The organism is Bradyrhizobium sp., from assembly GCF_049512235.1.
Classification (GTDB): domain Bacteria; phylum Pseudomonadota; class Alphaproteobacteria; order Rhizobiales; family Xanthobacteraceae; genus Bradyrhizobium.
In genome coordinates this window covers 21,039-40,788 of record NZ_JBEKXH010000010.1, presented here as the reverse complement: position 1 = coordinate 40,788, position 19,750 = coordinate 21,039, and the positions used below count along the sequence as shown (strand labels likewise).

General features: G+C 62.4%; 17 protein-coding genes. 8 read left to right on the top strand and 9 right to left on the bottom strand.

The features are described from left to right. Positions 1-4: 4 nt before the first annotated feature. Positions 5-1,045, bottom strand: a complete 1,041-nt coding sequence (locus ABSG20_RS01980) for a branched-chain amino acid ABC transporter permease (RefSeq protein ID WP_423862795.1) — start codon at positions 1,043-1,045, stop codon at positions 5-7. A gap of 187 nt (positions 1,046-1,232) precedes the next feature. On the opposite strand from ABSG20_RS01980, the gene ABSG20_RS01975 reads away from it, so the two are divergent. Next, a complete protein-coding gene (locus ABSG20_RS01975; protein WP_423862794.1) occupies positions 1,233-1,751 on the top strand; it encodes a MarR family winged helix-turn-helix transcriptional regulator in 519 nt (172 codons plus the stop codon). Positions 1,752-1,763: 12 nt separating this feature from the next. Here ABSG20_RS01975 and ABSG20_RS01970 read toward each other — a convergent pair whose 3' ends face one another. The 7 genes from ABSG20_RS01970 to ABSG20_RS01940 form a co-directional block, all read right to left on the bottom strand. Further along, entirely contained in the window at positions 1,764-2,993 is a 1,230-nt protein-coding gene (locus tag ABSG20_RS01970; RefSeq protein ID WP_423862793.1) for an ABC transporter substrate-binding protein, read from the bottom strand. Positions 2,994-3,010: 17 nt separating this feature from the next. Beyond that, a complete protein-coding gene (locus tag ABSG20_RS01965) occupies positions 3,011-4,258 on the bottom strand; it encodes an ABC transporter substrate-binding protein (RefSeq protein WP_423862792.1) in 1,248 nt (415 codons plus the stop codon). Positions 4,259-4,271: 13 nt separating this feature from the next. After that, positions 4,272-5,288 carry a branched-chain amino acid ABC transporter permease gene (locus ABSG20_RS01960; protein WP_423862791.1) on the bottom strand — a complete coding sequence of 339 codons (1,017 nt, stop codon included), beginning with the start codon at positions 5,286-5,288 and terminating at the stop codon, positions 4,272-4,274. A 2-nt stretch (positions 5,289-5,290) separates the two neighbouring features. Continuing rightward, positions 5,291-6,169, bottom strand: a complete 879-nt coding sequence (locus tag ABSG20_RS01955; RefSeq protein ID WP_423862790.1) for a branched-chain amino acid ABC transporter permease — start codon at positions 6,167-6,169, stop codon at positions 5,291-5,293. 11 nt (positions 6,170-6,180) lie between these two features. Then, a complete protein-coding gene (locus ABSG20_RS01950; protein WP_423862789.1) occupies positions 6,181-6,894 on the bottom strand; it encodes an ABC transporter ATP-binding protein in 714 nt (237 codons plus the stop codon). After that, the gene (locus tag ABSG20_RS01945) at positions 6,891-7,688 is read right to left on the bottom strand and encodes an ABC transporter ATP-binding protein (RefSeq protein WP_423862805.1); all 798 of its coding nucleotides are present in this window, start codon (positions 7,686-7,688) and stop codon (positions 6,891-6,893) included. The genes ABSG20_RS01950 and ABSG20_RS01945 overlap by 4 nt, the downstream gene beginning before the upstream one ends. 84 nt (positions 7,689-7,772) lie before the next feature. Next, entirely contained in the window at positions 7,773-8,654 is an 882-nt protein-coding gene (locus ABSG20_RS01940; RefSeq protein ID WP_423862804.1) for an IclR family transcriptional regulator, read from the bottom strand. Positions 8,655-8,811: 157 nt separating this feature from the next. On the opposite strand from ABSG20_RS01940, the gene ABSG20_RS01935 reads away from it, so the two are divergent. The 5 genes from ABSG20_RS01935 (at position 8,812) to ABSG20_RS01915 (ending at position 16,499) form a co-directional block, all read left to right on the top strand. Then, complete coding sequence (locus ABSG20_RS01935) at positions 8,812-10,908, top strand: 3-hydroxyacyl-CoA dehydrogenase NAD-binding domain-containing protein (RefSeq protein ID WP_423862788.1); 2,097 nt, start codon at positions 8,812-8,814, stop codon at positions 10,906-10,908. Positions 10,909-11,104: 196 nt separating this feature from the next. Beyond that, on the top strand, positions 11,105-12,784 hold the full coding sequence (gene pimA, locus ABSG20_RS01930) for a dicarboxylate--CoA ligase PimA (RefSeq protein WP_423862787.1): 1,680 nt from the start codon (positions 11,105-11,107) through the stop codon (positions 12,782-12,784). A gap of 203 nt (positions 12,785-12,987) precedes the next feature. Next, positions 12,988-14,178, top strand: a complete 1,191-nt coding sequence (pimC, locus tag ABSG20_RS01925) for a pimeloyl-CoA dehydrogenase large subunit (protein WP_423862786.1) — start codon at positions 12,988-12,990, stop codon at positions 14,176-14,178. A gap of 172 nt (positions 14,179-14,350) precedes the next feature. After that, positions 14,351-15,493 (top strand): pimeloyl-CoA dehydrogenase small subunit, encoded by a 1,143-nt coding sequence (gene pimD / locus ABSG20_RS01920; RefSeq protein WP_423862785.1) that lies wholly within the window; start codon positions 14,351-14,353, stop codon positions 15,491-15,493. Between the two features lie 232 nt (positions 15,494-15,725). Then, positions 15,726-16,499 (top strand): SDR family NAD(P)-dependent oxidoreductase, encoded by a 774-nt coding sequence (locus tag ABSG20_RS01915; RefSeq protein ID WP_423862784.1) that lies wholly within the window; start codon positions 15,726-15,728, stop codon positions 16,497-16,499. A 3-nt stretch (positions 16,500-16,502) separates the two neighbouring features. Here ABSG20_RS01915 and ABSG20_RS01910 read toward each other — a convergent pair whose 3' ends face one another. Further along, positions 16,503-17,012, bottom strand: coding sequence for a GcrA family cell cycle regulator (locus ABSG20_RS01910; protein ID WP_423862783.1), 510 nt, complete (start codon positions 17,010-17,012; stop codon positions 16,503-16,505). A gap of 466 nt (positions 17,013-17,478) precedes the next feature. On the opposite strand from ABSG20_RS01910, the gene ABSG20_RS01905 reads away from it, so the two are divergent. After that, entirely contained in the window at positions 17,479-18,690 is a 1,212-nt protein-coding gene (locus tag ABSG20_RS01905) for an aspartate aminotransferase family protein (protein WP_423862782.1), read from the top strand. After that, entirely contained in the window at positions 18,687-19,622 is a 936-nt protein-coding gene (gene argF / locus ABSG20_RS01900) for an ornithine carbamoyltransferase (protein ID WP_423862781.1), read from the top strand. The genes ABSG20_RS01905 and argF overlap by 4 nt, the downstream gene beginning before the upstream one ends. The last annotated feature ends 128 nt before the right edge of the window (positions 19,623-19,750 follow it).

Below are 19,750 nucleotides of genomic sequence, written 5' to 3'. Positions count from 1 at the left end.
GCGATCAATCCTTCTCTTCCTCGACCGCGGGCGCCGCCAGCGACCGCAGCACCAGAACCGGGAGGATCAGCGTGAAGACGATGACTTCCTTGAAATTGCTGGCATAGAACGAGGAAAACGCTTCGACCGACCCGACCACCAGCGCTGCGATCGCGGTCAGGGGGTAGCTGACAAGGCCGCCGATGATCGCGGCGATGAAGCCCTTCAAGCCGATCAGAAAGCCTGTATCATAATACAGTGTCGTGATCGGCACGATCAGGATGCCCGAAACGGCCCCGATCACCGATGCCAGCAGGAATGCAATCTGACCCGACAGCGTGGTCCTGATGCCGACCAGGCGCGCGCCCAGGCGATTGATCGCGGTGGCGCGCAGCGCCTTGCCATATAGGGTAAGGCCGAAAAACAACCACAGGCCGGCGATGAAAGCGACCGTCATGGCGTAGACGGCGATGCTTTGACCGGTGAAGCGCAGCGCGCCGATGCTGAACGTCGCATCCGAGATCGGCGGGCCGCGTTGGCCTTCGGCGCCGAAAAACACCAGCCCGAAGCCCTGCAGCGCCAGATGGCAGCCCACCGAGGCGATCAGCAGCACCAGCACCGAGGTGTGCGCGATCGGCTGAAACGCGATGCGATAGAGAAACAGCCCGATCACTGCTACGATCAAGAGCGACAGCGTGAAATTGATGGCGATCGGGGGGTGGCGGCCGGCGAGCCCGTAGGTCAGCGCGAAGATCGCCGAAGGCAGCACAATATTGATCGCAAACGCCCGCGCGAGGCCGCGCAAATGCAGCGACCGGCGCCCGGCAAACAGGTCGAGGCCCATCGCCACCACGCCCATCGCCACCGCCAGCTTTGCGGTACCCGGCATCTCACCCGCTGACAGCGAGGCATAAGTCAGTGCACCATAAGTGACGAACTCGCCTTGCGGGATCAGGATGACGCGCGTGACGGCGAACACCAGCACCAAAGCCAGACCGAGCAACGCGTAGATCGCGCCGTTGGTGACGCCGTCCTGCACCAGGAACAGCATGATGGTGGTGTTCAAAACCCCGCGCTCCCCCTAAACGAATCGGTTAGTGTGAGGCTCGGCCGCCCCCAACCACCCGATAACAGCAGTTGAAAAATGCTGTCGATTTTTGATATGGTAGATAACAATTATCAATTATAACCTCAAGGCCGGCCCCGGCTCTGGCCGGCCGTTGCCAGCCTAGCGGGATTGCGAGTATCGAGCGATGACTGTCTCCAAAACTGCCGTGATCGATGCCGCCAAGGCGCCCCGCTTGGCCCGTAGGGAGACCGCCGGTACGGCCGAAAGCGCGGAGCTGCAGCTTGGCGAACTGTCCGAATTGATCGGATATGCGCTCAAGCGTGCGCAACTGAAGGTGTTCGAGGATTTTTTGCGCTGCGTCGCGCCGCTGCAGCTGACGCCGGCGCAGTTCTCGGTTCTGCTGCTGATCGACAAGAACCCGGGACGCAACCAGACCGAGATCGCCAATACGCTCGGCATCCTCAGGCCGAATTTTGTGGCGATGCTCGACGGACTGGAGAGCCGCGATCTCTGCGCGCGGGTCCGTTCGAGCAACGATCGCCGCTCCCACATCCTGATCCTGACCGACAAGGGCCGGGCAGTGCTGGCGCGCGCCAAGAAGCTGATCGCCCTCAAGCATGAGGCGCGATTCAACGAATTGCTTGGCCCCGCCAACCGCGCCGAGCTGCTTGCGATGCTGACCACGATCGCCAGAGAGTTTTGAACACGCGAACGCTCAGCCTCCGACTTCGCCTGAGACGACGTCGCCGAACAGCTTCCATTTCTCGCCCTCGAACTTCATCAGCTGGAGCTGGCTGATCGGAGCGAAATCGGTCGCACTGGTGTTGATCACGATCCCGGGCAGCAGGACTTCGGTGCGGAAATCCTTGAGGTTTGCCGCCTGCTTCATGACGTTTTCGCGGGTGAGATCGTCGCCGCACTGCTTCAGCACCTGGACCAGCGTTTGCGCGACGCCGTAACCGACCACCGTTGACTGGTCGAGCTTGTTACCCTCCGGGTAGTCCTTGGCCAGAAATTCCAGGAACCTCTTCATTCCGGAATCGTTATCCCACTGCGGCTCGGAAGGATCCTTCAGATAGGCCGCCGAAATAATGCCCTGCCCGTTTTCGTAACCGGCGGGCTTGAGGACGCTTCCGACCGACGCCGAAACGTTGTTGAGGAAATGCAGCGGCTTCCACTCCGTCTCGGCGACTTTCCTGATCGCCTGCGCCGCGAATTTCGGGGTGGTGATATCGACGAAGATATCGGCTCCGGTCGATTTGAGCTTGACGATATGGTCGTCGACCGTCGGTTCGGTGGTCTCGTAGCTCTCCTCGGCTGTTATCATCGAGGCGGCCTTGGCGCCTAACCCGTCCTTCAGACCCTTCAGATAGTCCTTGCCGTAATCGTCGTTCTGGTACAGCACTGCGATCTTGCCGTTCGGCTTCTCCTTGAGAATGTATTTGGCGTAGATGCGTGCCTCGCTCTGATAGTTGGGCTGCCAGCCCATGGTCCAGGGGAAGTCCTTGGGGTCGTTCCATTTGGCGGCCCCGGTGGCGACGAACAGCTGCGGCACCTTCTTGGAATTCATGTATTTGTGAATCGCCGAATTCGGCGGCGTGCCGAGCGGATTGAAGATGAACAGGACCTCGTCGCTCTCCACCAGCTTGCGCGCCTGCTCGACCGTCTTCGGCGGGCTGTAGCCGTCGTCATAGCTGATGAAATTGATCTTGCGGCCGTTGATGCCGCCGGCGTCGTTGATCTTCTTGAAGTAGGCGGCTTCGGTCTTGCCGATCACGCCATAGGCGGAAGCCGGACCGCTGTAGGGCATGATGTTGCCGATCTTGATTTCGCTGTCGGTGGCGCCGGTGTCGTATTTCTTCTGCGCCGATGCGCCGCTGCTCGACGCCGCGAGCATGATCAGCGCAGCCGATGCGATCGCTTTTCTGCTGGTAGCAAAAGGCATTCCGGATCTCCTTATCACTAATCATTGAGTTCGCCGCTGATGATGTCGCCGAACAATTCCCATTTCTCGCCCTTGAAGCGCATCATCTGAAGTTGCTCGATCGGCGCGAAATCGGCGGCGCTGGTATTGATCGTAATGCCGGGAAGCAAGGTGTCGGGTGCGAAGTTCTTCAGGCTGGCCGCCTGCTTCATCACGTTGTCGCGGGTCAGGTTGTCGCCGCACATTTCGAGGACCTTGACCATGGTCTGGGCGGCGCCGTAGCCGTAGACGACGGAGCCATCGAGCCTGTTGGCTTCGGGATCGTATTTCTCCAGGAAGGCATAGAATTTCTTCATGCCGGGGTCATTGTCCCACTGCGAGTCCGCGCCGTCCTTGGCATAGGCGGCCGACAGTATGCCTTGCGAATTCTCGAAGCCCGCCGGCTTGATCACGCCGCCGACGGAGGCTGAGACATTGGAGACGATGTGCAGCGGCTTCCAATCGATCTCGGCCAGCTTCTTGATCGCCTGCGCCGCGAATTTCGGGGTGGTGATGCTGATAAAGACATCGGCGCCGGAGGCCTTGAGCTTGACAATGTGGTTGTCGATCGAAGGCTCCGAGGTCTCATAGCTTTCTTCCGCCGCGATCATCGAACTCCTGGCCCCGAGTCCGTCCTTGAGGCCCTTGAGGTAGTCCTTGCCGAAGTCGTCGTTCTGAAACAGGATCGCGATCCTGGCATCCGGCTTTTCCTTCATCAGATACTTCGCATAAATCCGCGCTTCGCTCTGATAGCTGGGCTGCCAGCCCATGGTCCACGGAAAGTCCTTGGGATCGTTCCATTTGGTGGCGCCGGTGGCGACGAAGAGCTGCGGCACCTTCTTGCCATTCATGTATTTCTGGATCGCCGAATTCGAGGGCGTGCCCAGCGGATTGAAAACCAGCAGCACCTCGTCGCTCTCGACCAGCTTGCGCGCCTGCTCGACGGCCTTTGGCGGGCTATAGCCATCGTCATAGCTGATGAAATTGATCTTGCGGCCGTTGATGCCACCCTCGGCATTGATTTTCTTGAAATACGCTTCCTCGGTCTTGCCGATCACGCCGTAGGCGGAAGCCGGCCCGCTATAGGGCATGATGTTGCCGATCTTGATTTCGCTGTCGGTCGCACCGGTGTCGTATTTCTTTTGTGCGTGCGCGGCGCCGGAAGTGGCAGCGAAAACGATGAGCGCCGTCGAGAACGCGGCGATACCGAGTATCTGTCCGCTACGCAGTGTTTGTCTGGCAAGCATGGTCTCTCCTGAGCTAGCTTTTCTTGAGCTTGCCGATCAGTTGCTCGGCAACCATGGCGACCTGCCTAGCGCCGTGCGGCACCAGGAAGATGACCAGGAACAACAGCACGCCGAACACGGCGCCGGAGAGACCCTTTGAAATTCCCTCTGCGATGTTCGGCACGAAGATGATGAAGGCCGAGCCCACGATCGAGCCGGGCAACCAGCCGACGCCACCGACCACCATGCCGAGAAACAGCGAGATCGCCAGCGTGATGGTGTAGCCGTCGGGGGCAACAAACTGTACCGCGATGGCGCCGAGGCCGCCGGCGACGCCGGTGATGCCGGCCGAGACGCCGAACGCCAGGGTCTTGTACAGCGCGACGTCGATGCCCATGGCGGAGGCCGCGATCTCGTTGTCGCGTATCGCCATGAAGGCGCGGCCGGAGCGCGACCTCAGCAGGTTGACCGAGAAGATATAGATCGCAATAGTGACCGCGAGCGTGAAATAATACAGCCACATGTCCTGCGACATCGGCAGGCCGAACGGCGCGTCGGGTTTTGTCACGACCAGGCCCTGGACGCCGCCGGTCCATTGTTCGAAATAGCCGAGCTTCAGCAGCTGCGGCATGGCGGTCGCCAACGCGAAGGTCGCCAGCGCCAGATAGACGCCGCTCAAACGCAGCGCCGGCTGGCCGAACAGAAATCCAAAGGCGAAGCAGACGATGCCGGCGACCGGCAATGTCAGGGCGTAATTGATGCCGCCATGTTCCATCAGGATGGCCGAGGTGTAGGCGCCGACCGCGTAGAAAGCGCTCTGGCCGAGCGAGAACTGGCCGCTGCCGCCGGTCAGGATGTTGAGCGCCAGAACCGCGAGGCCATAGATCAAGAGCATGGTCAGCTGGAAGATGATGAAATTCTTCACAAAAAGCGGCGCGACGATCAACAGCGCCAGCATGACCAGCGAGGTTCCGTTGCCGAGCGTCATGGCCCGCTTCGGAACGGCCTCGACCGCCGGTGCCTCGGTGACGACTTCCTGAATTGCGCTCATGATCAAACTCGCTTCACGATCGGCCGGCCAAACAGGCCGGCGGGTTTGACGACCAGTACGGTGATGATCAGCGCCAGCGCGATCGGCAGTTTAAGTTCGTTGCCGACGCCGGGGATGTAGGTGCCGGCGAGATTTTCGAAGATCCCGACCAGGAACCCGCCGATCACGGCGCCGAACGGACTGGTGAGGCCGCCGAGCACGGCGGCGGCAAATCCGTAGATCAGGACGCCCAACATCATGTTCGGTTCCAGAAACACCACCGGTGCAATCATCATGCCGGCGATCGAGCCGATCGCGGCCGCCATGCCCCAGCCGAGCGCGATCATCCAAGAGGTGTTGATGCCAACCAGCCGGGCGGATTCCGGAACCGACGCCGCGGCGCGCATCGCCAAGCCGACCCGGGTAAATTGAAAGAAGATATAGAGCAGGACCAACAGCAGCAGGGTAACGCCGATCATGCCGGCCTGATGGGTCGAAATCAGCTGGCTGCCGAGAAAGGGCGAGGATCCGAACGGCGTCGGGAATTGCTTGATGGTGAAGTCCCAGATCAGGCCGGCGACGCTGTTGATGATGGCGTACAGCGCGATGAAGCCGGCGACGTTGGTCAGGATCGGCGCCTTCGCCAGCGGCTTGAACAGCAGCCGCTCGATGGCAATGCCGCCGGCGAACGAAAATACCAGGGTGAGCAGGAACGCTCCCCAGTAGGGTACACCCCATTGCATCAGTTGCCAGGCGACGAAGGTCGAAAACATCGCCATTTCGCCTTGCGCGAAATTGAGATGATCGATCGCCTGGTAGATCATGACGACGGCAAGCGCCATGCAGGCATAGATCGCGCCGGTGGCGATGCCGGCCAGGATTTGATTGGTGAAAAGCTCCATGGCCGCGCTCCTCAATAACCCAGATAGGATTTACGGATGTCTTCGTTATTGGCAATCTCGGCGGCGCTTCCGGACATCACGATGCGTCCGGTTTCGATCACATGGGCCTGGTCGGCGAGCTCCAGCGCCAGCTGGGCGTTCTGCTCCACCACCAGAATGGTGACCTTGTCCTCGCGATTGATCTTGCCGAGAATCTTGAACAGGTCGCGCACGATCAGCGGCGCCAGGCCGAACGACGGCTCGTCCAGCAGCATCAGTCTCGGACGCAGCATCAGCGCCCGGGCCACCGCCAGCATCTGCTGCTCGCCGCCGGAAAGAGTGCCCGCCTGCTGGGTATGCCGTGCCTTCAGCACCGGAAAGTGATCGTACATCCGCTCGATGTCGGAAACCACGCCGGCCTTGTCGCCGCGCGTGATGGCGCCAAGCTGCAGGTTTTCCTCGACCGTCATGGTGGTGAAGGTGCCGCGGCCCTGTGGCACGTGGGCGATGCCGAGCCGGACGATGTTTTCGGTCGAGCGGCCGATCAGCGGGGCGCCGTCGAACTCGATCGCGCCGGTCGAGCGCACCATGCTGCAGATCGCGCGCAACGTGGTGGTCTTGCCGGCGCCGTTGGCGCCGAGCAGCGTGGTCAGGCTGCCTTCGCTAAGGCCGAAGTCGAGCCCGTGCAGCGCCTGAACCTGGCCGTAATAGGCTCGGAGATCCCTGACGTTGAGCATCGCCGTCATTGGTCCTTGCTCCCGAGATAGGCCTTGATGACATCCGGGTCCGACTGCACCGCGGCTGGCGTTCCCTCGGCGAGCTTGCGGCCGAAATTCAGCGCCACCACGTGATCGGCGATCGACATCACCAGGCCCATGTGATGCTCGACCAACAGCACGGTGACGTTGCGCTCGTCGCGAATCCGGCGGATCAGATCGCCGAGCACATGGACTTCTTCATGATTGAGGCCGCCGGCGGGCTCATCCAGCAGCAGGATCTTCGGATCGGCCGCCAGCGCGCGCGCCAGCTCGACCCGTTTCTGGGTGCCGAACGGCAGACCGGAAACCGTGACGTGAGCGACGTCTTCGAGGTCGAGATAGACCAGGATGTCATGGACCCGCTTGTTCATTGCGGTTTCGCCGCGGCGAACCCAGGGGAGTTTCAGGGAGTCGCTGATGATGTCGCTGTTGGTGCGGGCATGGGTACCGACCCGGACGTTATCCATGACCGAAAGATTTGGAAACAGCGCCACGTTCTGGAACGTGCGGCCAATCCCGATTTCTGCGATCCGATGCGGCGGACGCTTCAGGATACTCTCGCCTTCCATCAGGATGTCGCCGGCACTGGGCTGGTAGAGCCGGCTCAGGCAATTGAAGAGCGTGGTCTTGCCGGCGCCATTGGGTCCGATCAGGCCGAGGATCTGGCCCTGCCGCATGTCAAAGGACACGCCATTCAACGCGATGATGCCGCCGAACACGACGCTGACGTCGCGAACCGCAAGCAGGGGTGACTTGCCCTGGGCGTTTTGCCCCTGCGCCAATGGTGCCTGCGTCATTTTGTTCCGCCCGGACGCATCGGGCCGGAATGACCAGGCGAAACCGGTCGCCGGTCGCAATGATGAAGGTTACCTGATCCCCGCGACCATACGCGCAATTTTCCCTCCTGATTTCAACTTTTTGTTTTCTTCTTTTTTGTTTTGTTCTTCTATTAATCGCGGCGTCGCTCCGCCGAGCGCGGCCTCGATATTCCTTACCATCGCCACGAGGCGAGGTCCAATATCGTGGCGCAGCCGGTCTTCGGTGAAACGGAACGCGGGCGCACCACAGCTAAATGCGTAAGGACCGGTTCCGTCGTCAAGCTTTAGGGCCACGCCCACCGCATGCACGTCGTCCTGCCACTCGCCCGCCGAAATCGCGAAACCTGACTTCTCGACCGTTTCGCCGGCGCGCTCGATGGCGTCGCGGATCCGGGGCCAGCGGCTGCCGTAGTGCTCCCGCAGTTCGCGCAATAATGAGGCACGCTCGTCACCGGGCAGTGCCCAGATATAAGCCCGCCCCATCGCAGTGGTTGCGATCGGAATGCGGGAACCGACGTCCAGCTGAACGCCCAGCGTGAGACCGTTGCGGCTCTGGCCGAAGTAAATCATGCTGAGACGGTCGCGGCCGCCGACCGCGACCGCGCCGCCGGTCTGGCGCATCAGTTCCTCGCGGTAAGACTCGGACAGGTGGCGGACGCCGAGATTGGCAAGGGCGGCATACCCGAGTGCCATCGCAGAGGGCGCCAACTGATATTTCTCGAACCGCGGAACCGGTGTAAGGTAGCCCAGCCTGGTCAAGGTATAGGTCAGCCGCGAAACGGTTGGCTTTGGCAAATTCGTACGGGCCGCGATCTCCTGATTGCCAAGAAGCCCGTCGTTGGGACGAAATGCGCGCAACACTTCAAGGCCGCGGGCAAGTGCTACGACGAAGCTGCGATCGGTCGCCACCTTCTTGGCTGGACGTTTCATTGCCTGGCGCTGTACCGACCTCGTTGACAACCGACGTGCTTCAAAATAACCCTCCGTGTCAAGATGCGGAATTAAATTCCGCACTGCGAAATAGAGCCGGAACAAGATACATCCAGATTCAAGAAACATCCAGAATAAGAAACCAAGGGAGATCAGCGTGAACGAAGTGGTCAAGATCGAGCGTCATGACGTGGTCGCGCTCGTCACGGTTGACAGCCCCCCGGTGAACGCGCTGAGCGCCGCCGTCCGCGGCGGCATTCTCGATTGCATCAAGCGCGCGATCGCCGATCCGGAGGTGAAGGCGATCGTTCTGACCTGCGATGGCCGCACCTTCATCGCCGGCGCCGACATCACTGAATTCGGCAAACCGCCGAAGCCGCCGGGCCTCCAGGAGGTGCTGACCGAGATGGAGAACTCGCCGAAGCCGGTCGTTGCCGCCATTCATGGCACGGCGCTCGGGGGCGGCCTCGAAGTGGCGCTCGCCTGCCACTTCCGCGTCGCCACTGGGGACGCCAGGCTCGGCCTGCCCGAGGTCAAGCTCGGGCTGCTGCCCGGCGCCGGCGGCACCCAGCGCCTGCCGCGCGCAGTCGGTCCGGAACTTGCGGTCAAGATGATCGTCGGCGGCGATCCGATCAGCGCGAGCGAAGCGCTCAAGAATGGCCTGATCGAGGAGATCGTCGAGGGGCCCGCGACCGGCGGCGAGGCCTTTGCCCGCAAGGTGCTGGCGGAGAAGCGGCCCTTGCGCAAGCTGCGTGACGACGACTCCAAACTCGCAGCCGCCAAGGCCGACCGTTCGATCTTCACAAATGCGGTCGCAGCCCTGACCAAGAAGGCGCGCGGGCTGGAGGCACCATTTGCGGCCGCCGACGCGGTCGGCGCGGCGATCGACCTGCCGTTTGAAGAAGGGCTGAAGAAGGAACGCGAGGGTTTTCTGAAGCTGGTGGCGAGCGATCAGTCCAAGGCGCAGCGTTATGCCTTCTTCGCCGAGCGTGAGGCCGCCAAGATCGCCGGCGTCCCCGAAGGGACAAAACCGCGCCATGTCGAGCGCGTCGCCATCATCGGTGCCGGCACCATGGGCGGCGGTATCGCGATGTCGTTCGCCAATGCCGGTATTCCGGTCACGCTGATCGAGACCGGCGAGGAGCAGCTCAAGCGCGGCATGGGCGTGATGCAGAAGAACTACGAGGCGACCGCGGCGCGTGGCGGCATTGCCGCCGACGCCCCCGCCAAGCGCATGGGCCTGATCAACGGGGTGGTCGGATTGGAACACGTCAAAGACGCCGACCTGATCATCGAGGCGGTGTTCGAGACCATGGCGATCAAGAAGGAAGTGTTCGAAAAACTCGATGAATATGCCAGGCCCGGCGCGGTGCTGGCTTCGAACACGTCCTATCTCAATATCGACGAGATCGCCAAAGTGACGAAACGGCCGCAGGACGTGCTCGGGATGCATTTCTTCAGCCCGGCCAACGTGATGAAGCTGTGCGAGATCGTGCGCGCGGAAAAGACCGCGCCGGATGCACTGACCACCGCGGTCGCGGTGGCGCGCCGAATAGCAAAAGTACCGGCGGTGGTCGGGGTCTGCGACGGTTTTGTCGGCAATCGCATGCTGGCGCAGCGCGGCAAGCAGGCGGAAATACTGTTGTTCGAGGGCGCGCTACCGCAGCAGGTCGATGCGGTGGTGACAAAATTCGGCATGCCGATGGGGCCGTTCGCGATGGGCGATCTCGCCGGCCTCGATATCGGCTGGCGCTCGCGCAAGGATCGCGGCATCAAGTCGGAAATTGCCGACGCGCTGTGCGAAGCCGGGCGTTTTGGTCAGAAGACCGGCAAGGGCTACTACAAATATGAGGGCGGCTCGCGCGCGCCGCTGCCGGATCCGGAAGTGGAAAGATTGATCGACGAGACCCTGCAGCGGCTCGGGCGCAAGCGCCGCGTGGTCAGCGACGAGGAAATTCTCGAGCGCATGATGTATCCGATGATCAACGAGGGCGCGCGGATCCTGGAGGAAAAGATCGCGGCGCGGGCGAGCGATATCGACGTGATCTGGCTCTATGGCTATGGCTGGCCGATCTATCGCGGCGGTCCGATGTTCTATGCCGATCAGGTCGGCCTCAAGCACATCGCCGACCGGTTGTCGTTCTACGCCAAGCAGACCAACGATCCCTCGCTCGAACCGGCGCCGTTGCTCAAGCGCCTCGCCGACGAAGGCAAGACCTTTGCATCGCTGGCCCGGACGGCGAAGGCGGCGTGATGGGGATCAGCCACAGCCTCGGGTCATTCCGGGATGCGCCGTTTGGCGCAGACCCGGAATCCCGAGATTCCGGGTTCGCGCTACGCGCGCCCCGCAATGACGGCGACGGTTGCGGTGTGCCAACCATCCTGACGCTTTCCCACAAGCGGGAAGGGAACGGAGACGCCGTGTTCACCTCACTGCGGGAGGCGCCGCGATGACGCATCCCGGCGAACAGTTCTATCCGCAAGGCGTGCATTGGGACGACCCGATCGCGCGCGGCACGTTGCCCGATCTGTTGTCGAAGGCGGCGGCGACCCATGCAGCGCGGCCGGCGATCGAATTCCGCGACCGGCCGATCAGTTACGCCGTGCTGCAAGCCATGGTCGACGTCGCTGCCGCCGCATTGCTGCGCGCCGGATATGGCAAGAACACGTCGGTGGCGCTGTTCCTCGGCAATGGCCCGGATCATCCGGTCAACTTCTTCGGCGCGCTGCAAGCCGGCGCCCGCGTCGTGCATCTCAGCCCGCTCGATGGCGAACGTGCGCTATCCCATAAATTGAGCGACAGCGGCGCGCGCGTTCTCATCACCAGCGATCTCGCAGCCCTGTTGCCGATGGCGCTCAAATTCCTCGAGAAGGGGCTGCTCGATCGCCTCATCGTTTGCGAGGACGATCATTGGGGCGAGGTGGGCAACCCGCATACGCCGATCCCGGACCACCCCGCGATCGTCACGTTCAGGCAATTTGTCGAGGGGGCAACCAGCCCTGCGCAATGGCCTGACATCGCAGTCGATGATATCGCGCTCTTGCAATATACCGGCGGCACCACTGGACTGCCCAAGGGCGCGATGCTCAGCCACGGCAATCTGACGGCGGCGGTGTCGATCTATGATGTCTGGGGCCGGAAGACCGAACGCGACGGCGTCGAGCGCGTGATCTGCGTGCTGCCGCTGTTTCACATCTACGCGCTGACGGTCATCCTGCTGCGCAGCCTCGAGCGCGGCGATCTGATATCGCTGCATCAGCGTTTCGATGTCGAAGCCGTGATGCGCGACATCGAGGTCAAGCGGGCCACCGCGTTCCCCGGCGTGCCGACGATGTGGATCGCGATTGCCAGCCTGCCCGATCTGGAGAGCCGCGATCTGTCGTCGCTCGTCACTTGCGGATCGGGTGGCGCGCCGCTGCCGGTCGAGGTCGCCCGGATATTCGAGCGCAAGACCAACATGAAGCTCAAGAGCGGCTGGGGCATGACCGAGACCTGTTCGCCCGGCACCGGCCATCCCCAGGCGGGACCGGAAAAGCCGGGTTCGATCGGGCTGATGCTGCCGGGCATCGAACTCGACGTGGTCGCGCTCGATGATCCGAAGAAGGTGTTGCCGGCGGGCGAGGCCGGCGAAATCCGGATTCGCGGGCCGAACGTTACCAGGGGTTACTGGAACCGGCCGCAGGAGACCGCGGAGGCCTTTGTCGGCGACCGCTTCCTGACCGGCGATATCGGCTATATGGACAGTGACGGTTATTTTTATCTGGTCGATCGCAAGAAGGACATGATCATCTCCGGCGGCTTCAACGTCTATCCGCAGATGATCGAGCAGGCGATCTATGAGCATCCCGCGGCCCAGGAAGTGATCGTGATCGGAATTCCCGATGACTATCGCGGCGAGGCGGCGAAGGCTTTTGTCAAATTGCGCCCCGGCGCCAGTCCGTTCACGCTGGAAGAACTGAAGGCATTCCTCACCGGCAAGCTCGGCAGGCACGAAATTCCCGCGGCGCTGGAATTCGTCGATGAATTGCCCAAGACGTCGGTCGGCAAGCTCTCGCGCCACGAGTTGCGCAGTGAGAAAGCCGCGCAATTAAAGCAACAGCCACTCGTAGCAGGAGGAGGCCGTTCGTGATGCGCGCCGTTCGAGATGGTGGGAGAGATTGTCATTCCGGGATGTGCCCTTGGTCGGCAATTGCCGACCAAGGCGCAGGCCCGGAATCCATAACCCCCGATCATGGTTATGGATTCCGGGCTCGGTCCGCTTCGCTTCCCGCCCCGGAATGACCGCTTTTATTTTGGTTGCCGATCATTTTCGTTCGCTCACAGGAGGATCCGATGGATCTCAGCTTCAGCAGGGAAGAAGTAGCGTTTCGCGACGAGGTGCGGGCCTTCTTCAGGGACCATGTGCCGCCCTCGACGCGGCAGAAAATGCAGGAGGGCCGTCATCTCAGTAAGCAGGAGATGGTCGATTGGTGGCGCATCCTTAACAAGAAGGGCTGGGGTGTCACGCACTGGCCCAAAGAACATGGCGGCACTGGCTGGACATCGGTGCAGCACTACATCTTCAACGAGGAACTGCAGATGCATCCGGCGCCGGCGCCGCTCGCCTTCGGCGTCAGCATGGTCGGCCCTGTGATCTACACCTTCGGCAACGAGGCGCAGAAGAAGCATTATCTGCCGCGTATCGCCAATGTCGACGACTGGTGGTGCCAGGGCTTTTCCGAGCCGGGCGCGGGCTCCGACCTCGCCTCGCTGAAGACCAAGGCCGAGCGCAAGGGCGACAAATACGTCATCAACGGCCAGAAGACCTGGACCACGCTGGCGCAGCACGCCGACATGATCTTCTGCCTGTGCCGCACCGATCCCGGCGCCAAAAAGCAGACCGGTATTTCCTTCATCCTGATCGACATGAAGTCGAAGGGCATCACGGTTCGTCCGATCCAGACCATCGACGGCGGTTTTGAGGTCAACGAAGTGTTTCTCGATGACGTCGAGGTGCCGGTCGAAAACCTCGTCGGCGAGGAGAACAAGGGCTGGGACTACGCCAAATTCCTGCTCGGCAACGAGCGCACCGGGATTGCGCGGGTCGGCGTTTCCAAGGAGCGGATCCGCCGCATCAAGGAACTGGCGGCAAACGTCGAATCCGGCGGCAAGCCGGTGATCGAGGACTTGAAATTCCGCGAGAAACTGGCCGAGGTCGAGATCGAACTGAAGGCGCTCGAACTGACGCAGCTTCGTGTCGTCGCCGACGAGGGCAAGCATGGCAAGGGCAAGCCCAATCCGGCGTCTTCGGTCCTGAAAATCAAGGGCTCGGAAATCCAGCAGGCCACGACCGAATTGCTGATGGAAGTGATCGGGCCGTTCGCAGCACCCTACGACGAGCATGGCGAGGACGGCAGCAACGAGGCGATGGACTGGACCGCGCAGATCGCGCCGAGCTACTTCAACAACCGCAAGGTCTCGATCTATGGCGGCTCCAACGAGATCCAGCGCAACATCATCACCAAGGCCGTGCTGGGGTTGTGATTGCCGCGCGTTAATGAAGACTGTCGTCCCCGCGAAAGCGGGGACCCAGTACCCCGCGGCGTTCATTGTTTACAAAGAACGCCGGTGATTACTGGATCCCCGCTTTCGCGGGGATGACGAGAAGATGTTCAGGCAACAGCGTTGCCCACGTGGTTTTGGGAGAAACAACAACATGGATTTTGATTTGTCCGAGGAGCAGCGTCTTCTCAAGGAAAGCATCGACGGTCTGTTGCGCGGCTCCTACGACTTCGAGCAGCGCAAGAAGTACATGAAAGAGAAGGGCGGCTGGAGCCGGGGTGTCTGGGGCAAGCTCGCCGAGCAGGGCCTGCTCGGCCTGCCGTTCACCGAAGACGATGGCGGCTTCGGCGCCGGTGCGGTGGAAACCATGATCGTGATGGAAGCGCTGGGCAAGGCGCTGATGCTGGAGCCTTATCTGGCGACGGTGGTGATCGGCGGCGGCTTCCTGCGCCGTGGCGGCTCGGCCGGGCAGAAGGCGGCAAATATTCCCGGCATCATCGACGGCAGCAAGACCTTTGCGTTCGCCCAGCTCGAGAAGAATTCGCGCTACGATCTGCAGGACGTCGCGACCACGGCCAAGAAAAAGGGCGGGCATTACCTGATCGACGGCGAAAAATTCGTCGTGCTCAACGGCGAGACCGCGGACATGCTGGTCGTCACCGCGCGCACCAGTGGCGGACAACGCGACGCCGATGGCGTCGGGGTGTTTCTGGTGCCTGCAGGTGCCAAGGGTGTTGCGAAGAAGGGCTATCCGACCCAGGACGGCCTGCACGCCGCCGACATCACCTTCACCGGCGTCGAGGTCGGCGCTGATGCCGCGATCGGTGATCCCGAGAACGCACTGCCACTGATCGAGCGCGTGGTCGACGACGCCCGCAGCGCGATGTGCGCGGAAGCGGTAGGCGCGATGGATGAATCCTTGAAAACCACCGTCGAATATCTCAAGACCCGCACGCAATTCGGCGTGCCGATCGGCAGCTTCCAGACCCTGCAGCATCGCGCCGCCGACATGTTCGTCGCCGTCGAGCAGGCCCGCAGTATGTCGATGTTTGCGACCATGGCTTGCGACTTCGACGACGCCGAAGAGCGCGCCACCGCGATCGCGGCGGCCAAGGTGCAGGTCGGCAAGTCGGCAAAATACGTCGGCCAGCAGGCGATCCAGCTGCATGGCGGCATCGGCATGACGCAGGAGGCGAAGATCGGCCACTACTTCAAGCGCCTGACCATGATCGAGAACACGTTCGGAGACACCGATTATCATTTGCGCCGCGTCACCAACAGCGGCGGGCTGATCTAGGCTTTATTAAAGCTTCGCCAGCAATATCGTCATTGCGAGCGAAGCGAAGTAATCCAGAGCTGCGCGACGATAGATTGCGTCGTCGCTTGCGCTCCTCGCAAGGGCGCCCACCAGGGGCGCCCCTACGACAACATCGATCTTTGTAGGGGCGACCCCTGTGGTCGCCCTCCTTCGGTCAACCCCGGCGTGATTCACCCAAGAAGGACCGCAGAAGGCCAAATGGAGAACCAATATGCAAGGAACCCCGTTCGATCTCACCGGCCGGGTCGCCGTCGTCACCGGATCCAGCCGCGGCATCGGCCGCGCCTCGGCTGAGCTGTTGGCAAAGCTCGGCGCCAAGGTGGTGATTTCCAGCCGCAAGGCCGACGCCTGCGAGGTGGTTGCCGACGGTATCAGAAAGGCGGGCGGCGACGCCCATGTCATTGCCTGCAACATCTCGCGCCGCAACGACGTGGAGGCGCTGATCAAGGGGGCGACCCTGCACTTCGGTAAGATCGACATCCTGGTCTGCAACGCCGCGGTCAACCCCTATTACGGGCCGCTGCTCGACATCCCGGACGAAGCCTTCGACAAGATCATGGGCTCCAACGTCAAGAGCAACATCTGGCTCTGTTCCCTGGCGATCCCGCAAATGGCCGCGCGCGGCAACGGATCGGTCGTCATCATCTCCTCGATCGGCGGCTTGCGCGGCTCGACCGTGATCGGCGCCTACGGGATTTCCAAGGCGGCGGATTTTGCGCTGTGCCGCAGCCTCGCCGGCGAATGGGGACCACGGGGCGTGCGCGTCAATTGCGTAGCGCCTGGCCTTGTCAAGACCGATTTCGCCCGCGCCTTGTGGGAGGACGAGGAGCGCCTGAAGCGGCGCTGCGCCACCACGCCCTTACGGCGGATCGGCGAGCCCGACGAGATTGCCGGTGCGGTAGCTTATCTCGGCTCCGATGCCTCCAGCTTCATGACCGGCCAGACCATCGTGGTCGATGGCGGGGTGACGACGGCGTCGGTGTGATCCTTACCGTATCGGCTTCGGCGGCTGGCGGCGGCGGTCGGAGGCCGGCTGATAGGCGATCCGCGAGTGGTGCGCGCAATAGGGCAGGCTGGCCAGCGCCCTGCCGCCGCAGAAGTAAAATTCCGAACTGGAGGGATCGCCGATCGGCCAGTGGCAGGTGGCTTCGTTCAGTTCGAGCAGCGACAGCCGCTGGCTCATCGGCACCACGTTGTCATGGGCGATCGGATCAGGCTCCATCTCGACGTCGAAGGCATGCGCCAGCGCGGTGTTGCCGCGCGACATCGGACGTGCCACCCGCATCATGTGCTGGGCCGGGCGTGCCTTGCGCGGGCGCGGCGCCGCCGAGGAGGGGCTCTTGGCGCGGCCGGAAAGGCCCAGCCGGTGGACCTTGCCGATCACGGCATTGCGGGTCACATTTCCGAGTTCCCCAGCAATCTGGCTGGCGGAATGGCCGGCCTCCCAGAGCTTCTTCAACTGTTCGACGCGATCGTCGGTCCAGGTCAATACCGTCATCGCACTCTTCCCTTCGTGTCGCGCCGGCCTTTCCGGAAGCGGCGTTGCGACTCCATTCCTTCAAAAACCCTGCGAGCAGAATCCCTTAGCCCTCGCCGGGCGCGGAAAGCACGCCCGGGCGTTTTAGCTGAAGCCCCTTGGGACGGGTGAGATTGAACTGCCGCACGAGATGTCGTACCCGACATTTCAAAGGCTACAATATGCCGTGACTCTCGCGCAAGAGTCAGCCTCACTGCATCCACATCTTCCACCACCTAAGAATCCCAAGTGGAATTCTCCGCGAGCGCCCCAGGCTTACGGACCGGGTTTGTCCGTTGTGGCCGGTTGACAGTTTTGGCCGGCCGCATAGAATGGTTCCACGTGCCGCCCCGAAAAGGCGGCACGTTTGCTTTTCCAGGGGCTGGCTGTCGATGCGGGCGCGCCAATGCGGGGCGTCACAGCCGGACCTAACCTTGCAGTGATCGCCATGACCAAGAGCGCGACGTCGCATCTGCTTCCTGTTTTCGCCAGGGTCGATCTCAGCTTCGAGCGCGGTGAAGGCGCCTGGCTGATCGCGACCAACGGCGAACGCTATCTCGATTTCACCTCTGGCGTCGCAGTGAATGCGCTGGGTCATGCCCATCCGCATCTGGTCGCGGCGCTGCAGGAACAGGCCACGAAATTGTGGCACATGTCCAACCTGTTCAAGAGCCCGGATGGCGAGCGGCTGGCGGGGCGATTGTGCGAACAAAGCTTCGCCGACTTTGTATTTTTCGCAAATTCCGGCGCCGAGGCGATGGAATGCGCCATCAAGATCACGCGCAAACATCACGCCGCCAAAGGCCATCCAGAGCGCTATCGCATCATCACTTTCGATGGCGCCTTTCACGGCCGAACCCTGGCGACGCTTGCCGCCACCGGCTCACCGAAATATCTCGACGGCTTCGGGCCGCCGATGGATGGCTTCGATCAGGTGCCGCTCGGCGATCTCGATGCCGTCAAGCAGGCCATCGGCCAACAGACCGCGGGCATCCTGATTGAACCGCTGCAGGGCGAAGGCGGTGTGCGCGCGCCACCGCACGCCTTCTTCAAGGCATTGCGCGAGCTGTGCGACGAGGCCGGCCTGCTTCTGGTGCTCGACGAGGTGCAGACCGGCATGGGCCGTACCGGCGTGTTGTTCGCCCATCAGCGCCTTGGCGTCACGCCGGACGTGATGTCGCTGGCCAAGGCGCTCGGCGGTGGCTTTCCGATCGGCGCATGCCTTTCGACCGCCGATGCCGCGGCCGGTATGACGGCGGGCTCGCACGGCTCGACCTTCGGCGGCAATCCGCTCGCGGTCGCCGCCGCCAATGCCGTACTGGACGTCATGCTGAAGCCTGGCTTCTTCGAGCATGTGCAGAAGATGTCGCTGTTGCTCAAGCAGAAACTGGCCTCGGTGGTCGATCGCCACCCGGGCGTGCTGGCTGAAGTGCGCGGCGAGGGCCTGCTGATCGGCCTGAAGGCGGTGGTGCCGTCAGGCGATCTGGTGACAGCCTTGCGCGACCAGAAGCTCCTCACCGTCGGCGCCGGCGAAAACGTGGTGCGGTTCCTGCCGCCGCTGATCGTGACCGAGGCCGAGATCGCGGAATCCGTCGCACGCCTCGAACGGGCCTGCGCGGCGCTGTCCGGCGATCAGTCGAAACCGACGGCCGGGCCATGACGACGCTACGCCATTTTCTCGACCTCAACGAGCTGCCGACCGGGGAGCTGCGTAACGTGCTCGCCTCCAGCCTCGCCATGAAAGCGAAGCTCAAGGCACAAAAAACCCAAGGTGCCAAGCCGGAAAAGCCGCTGCAAGGCAAGACGCTGGCGATGATATTCGAAAAGCCCTCGACCCGCACCAGGGTATCGTTCGACGTCGGCATGCGCCAGCTTGGCGGTGAATCGATCATGCTCACGGGAGCGGAGATGCAGCTCGGCCGCGGCGAGACCATCGCCGATACTGCACGCGTGCTGTCGCGGTATGTCGACGCCATCATGATCCGCATTCTCAACCACGACGCGCTGCTGGAGCTCGCAGCTTACGCCACCGTGCCCGTCATCAACGGCCTGACGCGGCGTTCGCACCCCTGCCAGGTGATGGCCGACCTGATGACGTTCGAGGAGCATCGCGGCCCGATCGAGGGCCGCACCGTGGCATGGACCGGCGACGACAATAACGTGCTGGCTTCGTGGGCGCACGCGGCGGAGCGTTTCCATTTCAATCTGCAGGTCGCGACCCCGCCGCAGCTTGCGCCGAACAAGGCGATGAAGGACTGGATCAAGGCGACGCAAGCGCCGATCGTGCTCGGCAACGATCCGGAGCAAGCGGTGCGCGGCGCCGATTGCGTGGTCACCGATACCTGGTTCTCGATGGGCGACAAGGACGGCGAGTACCGGCACAATCTCTTGAAACCCTACCAGGTCAATTCAAGGCTGATGGCGCTCGCAAAACCCGACGCGCTGTTCATGCATTGCCTGCCCGCCCATCGTGGCGACGAGGTCACCGACGAGGTGATCGACGGCCCGCAGTCGGTGGTGTTCGACGAGGCCGAGAACCGCCTGCACGTGCAAAAGGGCATACTGACATGGTGCTTTGAGGCGGTGAGGTGAGGGGTTCAACTTCGTGGGGGTGGCGAACAGGCAATCGACGGCTGCCACGACAAAACTGTCGTCCCGGCCAAGCCAACAGGTCCGGCCTCCGGCCGGTCCTGTGGAGATAATCACCGATGGATCGATTG